Raw genomic sequence first — 12,523 nt, 5'->3', positions numbered from 1 at the left:
GCTGGCAACCAGCACGCGAACGCATCTTTTCAGATGCCCAGAGCCCACCATACAGACTTGTTTTTATTATCCGTTTCTTGCTCGCACGTTAGCGAAACTTTTCAGGCTAAAACGGTATTCTGGCTGGAACCAGGAGCGACCGTAGTAGCAGTAGATCAGCATTCTGATGGATACCATCGCGAGGTAGCCCCAGATGGCGCACAGCACTGAAGGTGTCAGCCACACGGTAAACAGTGTGATGCCTAATCCCACCAGTACAGAAGCTATTTCCGCAAAAGCGATGCGCGAAAATTGGTTTTCCCGCTGTAATATGGCGCGATAATGTTGTCCCTGCGGAATAATGATGAATATGACCGACATCATCTCCAGCATGATTGCCATTTCGGGCTGATTCATTATACGACTGGAAATATCGCTGCCAATAAACAGTGCGGCAAAAATGGCCAGGCCGCTTAATACATTTCCCCAATATAATATTGAGAGATCGCTGTTATTCAGGTTTTTACTTCTAATAATTCTATTGCCAAATCCGCGATCGGCCAGCGTATCAATAATTAATAACATCACAATGGCAATGGCGAGTAGATCTAACTCGTTTGCCTGGAGTATTTGTGCCAGAAGTGAAAGTTGTAAAACACCAATGCCGACGATTTTAATCGATGACAAAATTGACCATTTAGTGTTAGCCAGATTTTTTTCTCTTATCGCCATACTCTGCTCATTATGGTACATGTACCAGTGCAATTAAGGGTTTACCCTGGCCGCAGGCCAAAGCACAGTTCACATTAATGCAGCGTTTCCTGACGCAGCCCTGATATACCTTTCAGGTTTTGCCACGTAAAGATGCTTTCAATTAAATGATGTTCTGAATTTATTAAGATGCCCCTGGCGCCTAATGGTGTTGTTGTCTTAATGGTATCTCCTCCTGTGCGGAGGAAATCCGTAAGATCATTATAAAATCCCTTTGCGTTTATATATTCCCCGGCCAGCATCCGCCTGGCAATCTCAACGAATTCTTTTTCTGACAACAAAGGATAGGTTGAGCGATCCATGTTATTTCCCTGCTGTTGTTATTATGGTTACTGCTGTGTGTGAATGAGTTATACCGTGTTTTAATTAAATTAACACCATCAGAAAACTCCTATAAATAGACCACAGGAATAAATGGTTTCAGAATTTGCATCAGAATATATAAGGCGAGTGATTTACTATTTATTAGTGCTTTTCTTCATTCCAGGCTGATTAATCAAGAAGTGTTCGAGGCAATTTGAAAAAACTTCGATAAATCAGAGTGACTCAGCATTTTCATGCGCATCCTCACCAGGAATTTTCCTGCTGAGGATGCTTAAGCCGGGCTGGTGAATAACAGATAAACACGAGAAGGTTTGAGTGAAACAGTTAAACGCTACTGAGCAAAAAAGTAACCGATTTTTATTGATTGATTCCAGCATGCGTTAAAGAGGCGAGCGCTGCATAATCCATTGATTCTAATGAGTTAACAGATGGAGGAGCTGTTCCAGGTCGCGTTTTACCCATGCAACATCCCCCGCAAACTTCTCGTCAGACATGAACGGTTGACGGTAAACCACCATCACCACTTCCGCACCTTGCTCGTTAGCAATCACCCGCATCGGCATATAAATCTCTTTACCGTTTCCGGTATCAATCCAGTGATCCATCACGCCAAACGGATTGTGTGGGGTAAAGCGAATCTTCACCGTTCCCTCGGGGCCTTTGGCTTTCCAGATGTTCCCTTCCTGCGTCAGCGTACTTGCGCTCAGCCCGCTCGCCCATTTTGCAAAGCATTCAGGTTTCCAGATGGTTTCATACAAATCTAACCAGTTGCGTGGAACCGTGAGTGTGACTGTCTGAGATGGCAGCATGGAACCTCCTAATGAGCAAACAAGAAGTCATTAAAGCACGCTGATACCGGGCTGCAAACGGCCCGGTCATGGAAGTGTGGGACAGCAGCGGTTTCCGTGAAAACGCTGTAATCAGATAAACTTGCCGCGCCCCTGAATATCCTGCTCTTCGCCCGCACCATCAGCATGGCGCAACACAAAGCGATCGGACTGCGCAACCACCGCGCAGCTGTGGTTAGGGAATATCCGCAGCAGCGCACCAACGGCTGGTGCCTGTTCAGCGTATTGCAGGAAGCCATGCTCTTCCGACAGCTTCAATACTTCATAGTGATTGCCTTGCTCATCCACGGCGATACCAAATCCGCTGGCATTGGTGCCATGCGGGCCTTTGTCAGAGCTAAGCATTTTGGAACCGGCATCAATAATGGCGAAGTGCGGATTGACGGCCACCACGCGCGTCACCACGCTCAGCGCCAACGCATCTGGCGTGCAGAGACCCAAACGCCATGCGGTGAGATCGAGCAACGCGTAGTTGCCTGGACGGATTTCATCGCTGCCCTGTGCGACGGGCGCTGCCAATGCCGTTGGCGTTGAACCGACAGAAATCGGGCAGTGCGCAAAACCGGCGGCAATCAGGCGCTTTTGAAGATCCTGCATCAGTGCAATTTCCTGCAAGGCTACTTCTGCAATCGCCGTGGCGTTACCTGCGCCATACGCGTGACCAGCATGTGAAACTAGTCCGGCAAAAGTGAGGCCCGCATCCTGAATCTGCTGCGCCAGCGTAATGGCAGCATCGCTGTGCGGATCAACGCCGATGCGATGTAATCCCACATCCACCTTGATGGCTAACGCCAGCTTACAATCGGGCTGGCGCTGATGTGCAGCCGCTATTGCCGCCACGGCATTGGCGCAATCAGCAATGCAGGTAATGCGCGCCTGATGCTGTGCGGCCACCGCCAAAAACTCTTTCAGTGTTTCGGCATGCACAATAGGATAAGCCAGCATCAGATCGCGTTCGCCACCCAGAATAAAAGCGATGCCTTCACTCGGCTTAGATACGGTAATGCCGCGCGCGCCGAGCATGCGCTGCTGCTCAGCAATCCAGACACTTTTATGGGTTTTGATGTGAGGACGTAGCGTGACGCCAGCGGCATCGGCTTTTTGCTGCATCTGTTGCAGGTTACGCTGCAGGCGCGCGGCGTCAATTTCGAGGTAAGGCGTCAGTCGATCGGCAATCAGAGGCCGCAACCAGCCAGCCTCAATATTCTGTTCCATCATAATAGTCCGCAGGTGATTACACAGTGCGGACTATGATTCATCAATGCACGGCAGAATGCCAGCCGGCAAAACCTGCACATTCCTGCGTAGGGGCGCCATTCATGGCGACCTTTTCAAACTTGAGAGCTGCCGCTCTGGAATCCGCCGCCCAAATCCTCAATCAACACTACCGCAAGGTTAATCTGTTGTGCCTTCAGCGTTACCAGTTTCTGGTCGGATTCAATCAGCTGATTTTGGATTGTCAGCACATCCAGATACGGACGCAGGCCCGCCGCGTATTCGCGATGCAAATCATCCCACGCACTGTGAATCAGCTGGTTGGCGCTTTCCTGCTGCGCCAGCTGATCCTGAATCGACTGCAGCTGCGTGATGGTATCGCTGATATTACCTAATGAACTGATCAGCAGCTTATTGTACTGCGCCACCGCCAGATCCCAGTTGGCGTCGCTCTCGGCTAAATCAGCGCGACGTTTGCCCGCGTCAAAGATCGGCAACGACAGGCTCGGGCCCACGTTAAAGAAACGACTTGGCGCGCCGAGGAAAGCATCGCCGAGCAGGGATTTGGTGCCGGCTTCAGCCACCAGATTGATGTTGGGATAGAACTCGGTTTTGCTGGCGGCGATTTGTTTCGATGCCGCTTCAACGCGCCAACGCGCGGCCACTACATCAGGACGACGTCCCAGCAGTTCTGCCGGGATGGTGTTTGGCAGCATTGCGGCGACCGGCACATTCATCTGCGCCGGTTTTAACTGGTGCCAGTAATCCGGGCCTTTACCAATCAATATCGAAAGCTGAATACCGGCATCGGTGACATCTTGTTTGGCTTCAGTCACTCCGGCTTGCGCCGTTTTTTGCTGCGACAGCGCCTGCTTATATTGATAATCGGAAGTGAGCCCGGCGCTGACATATTGCTGCTGAATTTTGGCGATACCCGCAGCCCGCTCAAGATTCTGCTGTGCCAGTTCTGCATTATTCCAGGCGAGATTAAGGTTGTTCCATGCTCGCGTCACGTTCGCAGCCAACGTTAACTGGCTAGCCTGACGATCCAACTCGCTGGCGCGTGCTTGCCCCAGCGCGGCTTCAGCGGCATCTTTTTTGCCGCCCCACAAATCAAAGGTGTAGCTCAATCCAACGTTAGCGGTGCGCAGCGTGCTGTAGCTCTTGCCCTCCAGCAGCGGATCATCCACTTTTGCCACGCGCGAGCGCGTAATGCCAGCGTTGAGATCGACATCCGGATAGCGCTCGGCATCGGCGGCAATCACCTGTGCATTGGCTTTATCCGCCTGCGCGTTGACCACCTGCAAATCCGGGCTGGAAGCCATCGCATCATTAATCAGTCGATTGAGTTGAGCATCGTTAAAACTTTGCCACCATTCGCTCTTCGGCCAATTCGCGGCGCTGAAGTGCGCATCTTTTAGGGATTGATTGGCTTGCAGAGTGTTGGCATCGAGTAGCGTGTTTTTGGTGTGTAAGCCGTGTGAATTGGCACAACTGGCCAGCAGCGCAGTGGCAACGGCCAGCGCGAGAAATTTGCAATGAAAGTGCTGTGTCATGGTTCTGGTCAAAGAGAGGAGGAGGCGACCATTACAAGAGGCAGGACAGATTTTGACAAACCTGTTTTTCGTTAAGAATGGTTGTTAAATGTGAGCTGGGAAAATGAGCAGCAGGCGAAAACCTGCTGCATCAAGAGATTAGATATAAAGAGATGCTTCACCCGGCGGGCGGGTTTTAAAGCGACGGTGCAGCCACAGATATTGATCGGGTGCACGCAGAATTTCTTTCTCGATAACGCGATTCATGTAAGCAGCGGCGGCGGCCTCATCTTCATACGGATAATTTTCCAGTTCTGGCTGAATGATCAGCTGATAACCGCTCTTGTCCTGATTGCGAATCAGCACGATGGTTAACATCGCCGGTTTCGCCAGACGAGAAAGCACAAAGGTGCCATTGGTAGTCGCCGCTTGTTTAACCGCAAACAGCGGGGCAAACACGCTGCCTTTCGGGCCGTAATCCTGATCCGGTGCGAACCAGACCGCTTCGCCTTTTTTCAGCGCCTGCACCATGCCGCGCAAATCGCGGCGGTCGATCATCGCCTTATTTGAGCGCATGCGACCTTTGGTCTGTGCCCACTCCATCGCCTGATTGTTGTGCGGACGATACATCGCCATCATTGGCTGGCATAAACCGGTAATGCGGCCGCCCAGCTCCAGCGACATGAAGTGCACACCAATAACCATCACGCCGCGCTGGTGGCTTTGCGCGTGCTGCAGGTTTTCGAGTCCGCTGACTTTGAAGTAGCGACGTACGCGCGCATCGGACCAGAACCAGGCAATGCCGGTTTCTGCCAGCGCCATTCCCAGTGATTCGAAGTTGCCGGCGATCATCGCTTCTTTCTTCTCTTCATCAATATTAGGGAAGCACAGCTCGATATTGCGACGAGTGATGCGTTCGCGACGCTTGAGGAAGTGACGTGACAATTTGCCAGCGCCCGCGCCAAGCCGGATCAAAATGGGGTAAGGAAGTTGCACCAGCAGCCACAGCACACCTAGCCCAAACCAGGTAAACCAATAGCGGGGATGCAGAAGTTTGGAACGGAACTGCCTGGATTTCGTCATAACGCCTTCATGTCGGGAGAAAATGTATCGCACTAAGAAGAGAGTCCATGAGTTCCTGGCGGTACAACTGTTCTAATTACGACCAGTAGATTAACAAATAGTGCCGTCAAAGAAACGCGATCTCCACAATCTTTAAGATTAAAGGAAATCATTGATGAGGCGACTATTAGCAGGTTAATGGCTATCTGATGGATATTTTTCAATTCTAACAAAGATTTAATCACAGTGTTGAGTGCAGTTTTCTCATGCTGTTTGCGCGCTTAAATGCGCGGCAGAAATGATTTTATATCATTGCTGACACTATTTTTACGCTAATGGCTAAAAATTTGTCTCAATCAGGCTAGCTTAAACTCTTTAAGACAATCCCTGCATTCGTTAATGGTTGATCTCGGTTTTTTTCACGCATAAAAAAAAGAATTATAAAAAGTATTTATAAATCATAGCTTTATGTGGTTGCTGGTGAGGCTAATAAGGATCGCATGAGGAAAGTCATTATTGAAACTTCAGCTTTAGTTATCGGATTCTCACTCTTTAATGCGTCAGCGATGGCCGCCGATGATAACGGACGTGTAACCTTTCATGGACAGATTATTGATGGCGATTCACCTTGTTTAATCGGCCACGCCGACAACGATCGGGCGATTCTCTGTCTGCCACCAAAACCAGCGCGTTTTATTGAGGGGTAATCTTTGTAGTGTTGAAACCTTGCAAGGCATTACCGCTTCTCAAATGCCAACATAATCCCTACCAAAAACAGCCGTGGCCAGTTGCTCAATGCAACACCACTTAGCCTCGCCTTGAGCCAGCAGCTCACACTGGATTTCACCGCTAGCGCGGCATCATCAAATACCCACAGTTGTAGCAGTATCAGATTGACCAGCGTCGCTACGAATTAGTCCAGCAGGACGATCAAATAAAAAAATGCTTTTTTAAGTGGAGGTGTTTTAAATTAAAGTAGAGCGAGCTAGAAAATCTATTTTTAATGAGTTAATTTTTTTGCAAAACATAAGATTTTAAAAATACTTTTGTGATCGAGTAAATGGCAATAGGGATGGCTACTGCAAAGAGCGATGTTATCAGAAACCCTAATAAAGCATGATCGATATAACCATCGAAAATTCTCTGCGGTAAAAAGTAAAAATAAAGATACATCAGGAAGAAGAAATATACAGGTTTAATCATAATCACTAAGCTTTCAAAAGCAAATGTCTTAACGCGAATTATCTCCTTGTATCGGTATCTTTTGATGCATGTTTTTAATGTTGAGTAGATTAATCCGCTGGTGGTAAATAAGATAAATAAACAAATTATGGTATGGATTCTACTATACGCATGTTCTGGTCTGGCTCCCCAGAATGATTGAGTAAGTTTATCGGCTACTTCATAAGGTATATTTTTCTCGATTAAGTTAAATAGGATATCTGTTTCAGCTATTCCGATCGTTACAAGAGTAGCTAAAAAAGTCGAAAAAAATATCATAAGCATTGTAACTGCACATTTTTTCATTCGTTGCATCATTGTTAATGGTCTTGGTTCTATAAAAAAGGCGTGAAGATGTGTCGATTATAGGAAGGTTTTTTTCGATTAAAAGTAAACAATATTTTAATGTGGGGATGTCGTGAGCATTTGAGACGGTTCTCAACGTTGTGAGTATTTATTGTTACTGTTTTAAAATATTTCCTTACCTGTCTTTTTACAAAATAATAAAGCCCGCGATGCGGGCTTTATTATCAACCGTGACCATCAGCAAAAACTATTCGATGTTCTGAATCTGCTCACGCATCTGCTCAATCAACACTTTCAGCTCAATCGCTGATGTAGTGATCTCAGCGTTAATCGATTTCGAAGCCAGCGTGTTCGATTCGCGGTTGAACTCCTGCATCATAAAGTCGAGGCGGCGGCCAACGGCTTCTTTCTTTTTCAGGATGTTGTAGGTCTCTTTAACGTGCGCATCCAGACGATCCAGCTCTTCTGAAACATCGGTGCGCTGCGCCATCATTACCAGCTCTTGCTCGAGGCGATTATTTTCCAGCTGCACTTCGGCTTCTTCCAGCTTGGTCACCAGACGCTCGCGCTGCCATTTGATCACTTCCGGCATCTGCGCGCGCACTTTGCTGACTTCGTTCGATACGCCTTCCAGACGCTGTTCAATCATCGCTTTCAGCGCGGTACCTTCGCTTTCACGCGCTTCGATAAAGTCATCCAATGCGCCATCCAGCGCCACCAGCAGTTCAGCGTTAATAGCGTCGAGATCCTGCTCTTGCGCGGACATCACGCCCGGCCAGCGCAGAATATCCAGCGGATTAATCGCGCCTTCATCACTCTGCATCTTCACCCAGTTGGCGGCCTGCACCAGCTGCTTGGCCAGCGATTCATTCAGCTGCAGTTCGCCTTGCGCGCTGGCATCGGCGTCATAACGCAGGTTGCACTCGATTTTACCGCGCGTCAGACGATTGCGGATGCGCTCGCGGATTACCGGCTCCAGACCACGAAATTGCTCCGGTAGGCGGATATAGGTTTCCAGATAGCGCTGGTTAACCGAACGGATTTCCCAGGCGGCGCTGCCCCAGTGGCCTTTGGCTTCGCGGCGGGCGTAAGCGGTCATACTGCGGATCATAGTCGTCTTCTCTTTTTCAGAAATGTTGGGTGAAGTATAGCGAGGCAGCCTCGACGCTAACAGGCATAAGCGCACTTAAGCTTGAATAACAAAAAATTACCCCTTTTGCCGACAGACACTTATGCTTAGCGCTGGTTCGCTTAAAAGGATGAAGTGATGTTCCGCTCTCTGGCTCTTTCTGCTCTATTAACCTTACTGCTCGCGGGTTGTCAGGCACCGTCGACAGCAACGCAACAGATCCCGCCCAACACTGCGCCGGTCGCGGTATGCGGATCAGGTGACGTGATGATGCAAACCACTCTGTGGTTTGGCATGAACAAACCGAAAGGTGGCATCGTTAGCAGCAGCGAATGGCAGCAGTTTGTTGATAACGATGTGACGCCGCGTTTCAAAGACGGTTTATCGGTATATGACGCAAAAGGGCAGTGGCTGGGCGAGAACGGCAAGCTGGCGCGGGAAAACAGCAAAGCGCTGATGCTGATTCACAATCCGGATTTAGCGAGTTCTGAGAGTATCAATAAGCTGCGTGACGTGTATAAAAAGCGCTTTGAGCAGGAATCGGTGATGCGGGTTGATTCACTGGTGTGCGTGGCGTTTTAAAAAATGGCGGCCACGTAGCCGCCATGCGTTATCAGATAAACAGCCCGGCGAATGCGGCCGAAAGCAAGCTCACCAGCGTGGAGCCATACACCAGCTTCCAGCCAAAGCGTGAAACCACATTGCCCTGTTTCTCGTTCAGGCCTTTAATCGCACCGGCAACGATGCCGATTGAGGCGAAGTTAGCGAACGAAACCAGGAACACCGACAGAATCCCCAGTCCGCGCGGCGTCATCTCAGCCGCCACTTTCTTCAGCTCGATCATCGCGACAAATTCATTCGCCACCAGTTTGGTGGCCATAATACTCGCCGCCTGCAAGGCATCAGCGGAGGGAATGCCAACCAGCCACGCAAACGGATAGAAAACGTAGCCGAGTAGCTGCTGGAAGCTGTAGCCAAATACCGCAGAAAATAGCGCATTGATCGCCGCAATTAACGCGATAAAACCAATCAGCATCGCCATGATGATCATCGCCACTTTAAAACCGGCGAGGATGTATTCGCCCAGCATCTCAAAGAAGCTCTGATCTTCGTGCAGCTTATCCAGCGCAATCTGCTCTTCATTTTCCGGACGGGTTGGATTGATGATCGAGAGGATAATAAAGGTGCTGAACATATTGAGCAGCAGCGCCGCGACCACATATTTGGCATCAATCATCGACATATATGCGCCAACAATCGACAGCGAAACCGTCGACATCGCCGTCGCCGCCATGGTGTACATACGCGGCGCAGAGATATCGGCGAGAATGCCTTTATAAGCGATGAAGTTCTCCGATTGGCCGAGAATCAAGGTGCTGACAGCGTTAAACGACTCCAGCTTGCCCATGCCATTCACTTTCGACAACAGAGTACCAACGGCGCGAATCAGCAGCGGCAGAATGCGCCAGTGCTGCAAAATGCCGATCAGTGCGGAAATAAACACAATCGGGCAGAGCACGCCGAGGAAAATAAAGGCTAATCCCTGATCCGCCATATTACCGAAGACAAAGTTGGTCCCTTGCGCGGCGTAGGTTAATAAGGTTTCAAAGAAGCCGCCCACCGCAGAGACCACCGATTGGCCGCCCGCCGAATGCAGGAAGAACCAGCCCAGCGCGGCTTCAACAATCAGCAGCTGAATAATAAAGCGGGGACGAATGCGTTTGCGGTCGTGGCTGACCAATAGCGCAAGGGCAAAGATCACCACCAGCGCCAGCAGGAAATGGAGTATCGCGATCATCATTTATCTTTTTTAGGGAGGAAACGCGCATTTAGCCACAGCCACCACAGAATTTCATCCAGGATTGTGGCGATCGCGGGCAGGACAGCCGCAGCTGAAGTCCGTATAATGCGCAGCCAAACCTAAGCAAGCCGGAGAGAAACCATGCGTCCAGCAGGCCGTAGTGCATCTGAAACACGTCCCGTCACACTCACTCGTCACTACACCAAACATGCAGAAGGCTCTGTGCTCGTTGAGTTCGGCGAAACCAAAGTGCTGTGCACCGCAACCGTCGAAGAGAGCGTGCCGCGTTTCCTCAAAGGCAAAGGTCAAGGCTGGATTACCGCAGAATATGGCATGCTGCCGCGTTCTACCCACAGCCGCATGGCGCGTGAAGCGGCCAAAGGCAAACAGGGTGGCCGTACGCTGGAGATTCAGCGTCTGATCGCCCGTTCACTGCGCGCGGCAGTGGATTTGGAAGCGCTGGGTGAATTCACCATCACGCTGGATTGCGACGTGATTCAGGCCGATGGCGGCACGCGTACCGCATCCATTACCGGTGCCTGCGTGGCGCTGGCCGATGCGTTGAATGCGCTGGTTGCAGCTGGCAAGCTGAAATCCAGTCCACTGAAAGGCATGGTGGCGGCGATTTCTGTGGGTATCGTCGGCGGTGAAGCGCTGTGCGATCTGGAGTATGTGGAAGATTCCGCCGCAGAAACTGACATGAACGTGGTGATGACCGAAGACGGTCGCATGATTGAAGTGCAGGGTACCGCAGAAGGTGAGCCCTTCAGCCACGACGAGTTACTGCAGCTGCTGGCGCTGGCGCGAGGCGGCATTGAGCAGTTGATTCAGGCGCAGAAAGCGGCGCTAACTAATTGATGTAACAGGCGACCATAGAGTCGCCTTTTCTTTATTTGAGGAGTGAGAAATGAAAGCCTGGCAGCGTCAGTTTATTGAATTCGCCCTGAACAAAGGGGTGCTGAAGTTTGGTGAGTTCACCCTGAAATCGGGACGTAAAAGCCCCTATTTCTTCAATGCCGGTCTGTTTAACACCGGTCGCGATTTAGCGCTGTTAGGTCGTTTCTACGCGCAGGCGCTCGTCGATGGCGGTGTCGATTTCGACCTGCTGTTTGGCCCGGCGTATAAAGGCATCCCGATTGCCACCACTACCGCAGTAGCGTTGGCCGATCATCATGAGCGTGACGTGCCTTACTGCTTTAACCGCAAAGAAGCCAAAGATCACGGTGAAGGCGGTTTGCTGGTCGGCAGCCCGCTGCAAGGCAAAGTGATGCTGGTGGATGATGTGATCACTGCTGGCACCGCGATTCGTGAATCAATGGATATCATCAGTGCGCATAACGCGACGTTAGCGGGCGTGCTGATTTCGCTGGATCGTCAGGAACGCGGCCGCAGCGATATTTCGGCGATTCAGGAAGTGGAACGCGACTATAAATGCAAAGTCACCGCGATTATTACGCTGGCTGAATTGATTGATTATCTGGAAGAGAAGCCGGAAATGGCTGACCATCTGGCGAAAGTGCGCGCGTATCGCAAAGAGTACGGGATTTAAGGAAGTGAGGGACAGTGCGTGCTGTCCCTCACCCCGACCCTCTCCCGCAGGCGGGAGAGGGAGACGCTGCCATATGTTCGATCAAACAGCGCCGATCGGTTCCCTCGCCCGCTTGCGGGAGAGGGCTAGGGTGAGGGGCAGCGATCTGGAAAATTAAACCAACTGCGCAGCCATCAGCGGCCAGCGGCTCTCGAAATCGGCGGTTGGACGAAAACGAAACTCCGAGCGCACATAGCGCGACAGCAGCCCTTCACAAAACGCCAGCAACTGGCTCGCCAGCAGCGTTTCGTCGTTCTGGAAACCTTCACCATCACGCATTTTTTTCTCGCGCATCACCTGACGCAGCTGCACTTCAATACGTTCGAACAGCTGGTTGATACGCCCTTGCAGGCGATCCTGTTCAAACATCAGCGCGTGGCCGGTCAAAATACGCGTCAGCCCCGGATTACGCTCACCAAATCCCAGAATCAGCTGCACGATTAAACGCAGTCGCGTCAGCGTCTCTTTTTCATCTTTCAGGATCAGATTGATGCGGGTAATCAGACTGTCTTCAATAAACTCGATCAGGCTGTCAAACATGCGCGTTTTGCTGGGAAAGTGGCGATAAAGCGCCGCTTCCGACACGCCGACATTAGCGGCCAGCTTCGCGGTGGTGATGCGCTGACTGCCATCGCCCGACTCCAGCATTTGCGCCAGCGCCTGCAAAATCTCTTCGCGACGATTCCGTTTCGCGACTTTTTTTTCTGCCATGACCTTCAACACCCCTGAAATTCACCAAAAACA

14 protein-coding genes are annotated in these 12,523 nt (G+C 50.6%); 4 read left to right on the top strand and 10 right to left on the bottom strand.

Annotated elements, in window-relative coordinates:
* Positions 1-66 precede the first annotated feature (66 nt).
* The 6 genes from VIJ98_RS19615 to lpxP all read right to left on the bottom strand — a co-directional run bounded on the left by VIJ98_RS19615 (position 67) and on the right by lpxP (position 5,755).
* A complete protein-coding gene (locus VIJ98_RS19615) occupies positions 67-711 on the bottom strand; it encodes an oligosaccharide flippase family protein (protein ID WP_154157475.1) in 645 nt (214 codons plus the stop codon).
* 74 nt (positions 712-785) lie between these two features.
* Positions 786-1,052 (bottom strand): hypothetical protein, encoded by a 267-nt coding sequence (locus tag VIJ98_RS19610; RefSeq protein ID WP_323275614.1) that lies wholly within the window; start codon positions 1,050-1,052, stop codon positions 786-788.
* Positions 1,053-1,487: 435 nt separating this feature from the next.
* Positions 1,488-1,883, bottom strand: a complete 396-nt coding sequence (locus VIJ98_RS19605; protein ID WP_008109760.1) for a hypothetical protein — start codon at positions 1,881-1,883, stop codon at positions 1,488-1,490.
* A 111-nt stretch (positions 1,884-1,994) separates the two neighbouring features.
* Positions 1,995-3,137: an alanine racemase gene (locus VIJ98_RS19600; RefSeq protein WP_323275875.1), complete on the bottom strand. Its 1,143-nt coding sequence runs from the start codon at positions 3,135-3,137 to the stop codon at positions 1,995-1,997.
* A 116-nt stretch (positions 3,138-3,253) separates the two neighbouring features.
* The gene (locus VIJ98_RS19595; RefSeq protein ID WP_323275612.1) at positions 3,254-4,693 is read right to left on the bottom strand and encodes an efflux transporter outer membrane subunit; all 1,440 of its coding nucleotides are present in this window, start codon (positions 4,691-4,693) and stop codon (positions 3,254-3,256) included.
* Positions 4,694-4,831: 138 nt separating this feature from the next.
* Positions 4,832-5,755 (bottom strand): kdo(2)-lipid IV(A) palmitoleoyltransferase, encoded by a 924-nt coding sequence (gene lpxP, locus VIJ98_RS19590; RefSeq protein WP_008109757.1) that lies wholly within the window; start codon positions 5,753-5,755, stop codon positions 4,832-4,834.
* Between the two features lie 479 nt (positions 5,756-6,234).
* Between lpxP and VIJ98_RS19585 the strand changes: the two genes are divergently transcribed.
* Positions 6,235-6,441 carry a hypothetical protein gene (locus VIJ98_RS19585; protein ID WP_154157457.1) on the top strand — a complete coding sequence of 69 codons (207 nt, stop codon included), beginning with the start codon at positions 6,235-6,237 and terminating at the stop codon, positions 6,439-6,441.
* Positions 6,442-6,742: 301 nt separating this feature from the next.
* On the opposite strand, the gene VIJ98_RS19580 is transcribed toward VIJ98_RS19585, so the two are convergent.
* On the bottom strand, positions 6,743-7,273 hold the full coding sequence (locus VIJ98_RS19580; protein ID WP_154157456.1) for a hypothetical protein: 531 nt from the start codon (positions 7,271-7,273) through the stop codon (positions 6,743-6,745).
* Positions 7,274-7,508: 235 nt separating this feature from the next.
* On the bottom strand, positions 7,509-8,372 hold the full coding sequence (locus VIJ98_RS19575; RefSeq protein WP_008109755.1) for a YicC/YloC family endoribonuclease: 864 nt from the start codon (positions 8,370-8,372) through the stop codon (positions 7,509-7,511).
* 156 nt (positions 8,373-8,528) lie between these two features.
* Here VIJ98_RS19575 and VIJ98_RS19570 point away from each other — a divergent pair, with 156 nt between their 5' ends.
* Positions 8,529-8,972, top strand: coding sequence for a DUF3574 domain-containing protein (locus VIJ98_RS19570; protein ID WP_323275610.1), 444 nt, complete (start codon positions 8,529-8,531; stop codon positions 8,970-8,972).
* 31 nt (positions 8,973-9,003) lie between these two features.
* Here the strand turns inward: VIJ98_RS19570 and VIJ98_RS19565 are convergent, their stop codons facing one another.
* On the bottom strand, positions 9,004-10,188 hold the full coding sequence (locus VIJ98_RS19565; RefSeq protein WP_323275608.1) for a nucleoside transporter C-terminal domain-containing protein: 1,185 nt from the start codon (positions 10,186-10,188) through the stop codon (positions 9,004-9,006).
* Between the two features lie 144 nt (positions 10,189-10,332).
* Between VIJ98_RS19565 and rph the strand changes: the two genes are divergently transcribed.
* Together rph and pyrE are read left to right on the top strand one after the other, a co-directional pair.
* Positions 10,333-11,049: a ribonuclease PH gene (gene rph / locus VIJ98_RS19560; RefSeq protein WP_323275606.1), complete on the top strand. Its 717-nt coding sequence runs from the start codon at positions 10,333-10,335 to the stop codon at positions 11,047-11,049.
* Between the two features lie 49 nt (positions 11,050-11,098).
* Positions 11,099-11,740, top strand: a complete 642-nt coding sequence (gene pyrE, locus VIJ98_RS19555; RefSeq protein WP_008109749.1) for an orotate phosphoribosyltransferase — start codon at positions 11,099-11,101, stop codon at positions 11,738-11,740.
* 153 nt (positions 11,741-11,893) lie between these two features.
* Here pyrE and slmA read toward each other — a convergent pair whose 3' ends face one another.
* Complete coding sequence (gene slmA / locus VIJ98_RS19550) at positions 11,894-12,490, bottom strand: nucleoid occlusion factor SlmA (RefSeq protein WP_008109747.1); 597 nt, start codon at positions 12,488-12,490, stop codon at positions 11,894-11,896.
* Between the last annotated feature and the right edge of the window lie 33 nt (positions 12,491-12,523).

It is taken from the genome of Pantoea sp. S18, from assembly GCF_045689705.1.
In the GTDB taxonomy this organism is placed as follows: domain Bacteria; phylum Pseudomonadota; class Gammaproteobacteria; order Enterobacterales; family Enterobacteriaceae; genus Pantoea; species Pantoea symbiotica.
Note: the sequence above shows the minus strand (reverse complement) of the source record. Positions and strands in the feature narration are given on the sequence as shown.

Bases quoted from the DNA above. Each gene is read 5' to 3' on its own strand.
- VIJ98_RS19615 (WP_154157475.1), bottom strand. From the start codon at position 711: ATGGCGATAAGAGAAAAAAATCTGGCTAACACTAAATGGTCAATTTTG.
- VIJ98_RS19610 (WP_323275614.1), bottom strand. From the start codon at position 1,052: ATGGATCGCTCAACCTATCCTTTGTTGTCAGAAAAAGAATTCGTTGAG.
- VIJ98_RS19605 (WP_008109760.1), bottom strand. From the start codon at position 1,883: ATGCTGCCATCTCAGACAGTCACACTCACGGTTCCACGCAACTGGTTA.
- VIJ98_RS19600 (WP_323275875.1), bottom strand. From the start codon at position 3,137: ATGGAACAGAATATTGAGGCTGGCTGGTTGCGGCCTCTGATTGCCGAT.
- VIJ98_RS19595 (WP_323275612.1), bottom strand. From the start codon at position 4,693: ATGACACAGCACTTTCATTGCAAATTTCTCGCGCTGGCCGTTGCCACT.
- lpxP (WP_008109757.1), bottom strand. From the start codon at position 5,755: ATGACGAAATCCAGGCAGTTCCGTTCCAAACTTCTGCATCCCCGCTAT.
- VIJ98_RS19585 (WP_154157457.1), top strand. From the start codon at position 6,235: ATGAGGAAAGTCATTATTGAAACTTCAGCTTTAGTTATCGGATTCTCA.
- VIJ98_RS19580 (WP_154157456.1), bottom strand. From the start codon at position 7,273: ATGATGCAACGAATGAAAAAATGTGCAGTTACAATGCTTATGATATTT.
- VIJ98_RS19575 (WP_008109755.1), bottom strand. From the start codon at position 8,372: ATGATCCGCAGTATGACCGCTTACGCCCGCCGCGAAGCCAAAGGCCAC.
- VIJ98_RS19570 (WP_323275610.1), top strand. From the start codon at position 8,529: ATGTTCCGCTCTCTGGCTCTTTCTGCTCTATTAACCTTACTGCTCGCG.
- VIJ98_RS19565 (WP_323275608.1), bottom strand. From the start codon at position 10,188: ATGATCGCGATACTCCATTTCCTGCTGGCGCTGGTGGTGATCTTTGCC.
- rph (WP_323275606.1), top strand. From the start codon at position 10,333: ATGCGTCCAGCAGGCCGTAGTGCATCTGAAACACGTCCCGTCACACTC.
- pyrE (WP_008109749.1), top strand. From the start codon at position 11,099: ATGAAAGCCTGGCAGCGTCAGTTTATTGAATTCGCCCTGAACAAAGGG.
- slmA (WP_008109747.1), bottom strand. From the start codon at position 12,490: ATGGCAGAAAAAAAAGTCGCGAAACGGAATCGTCGCGAAGAGATTTTG.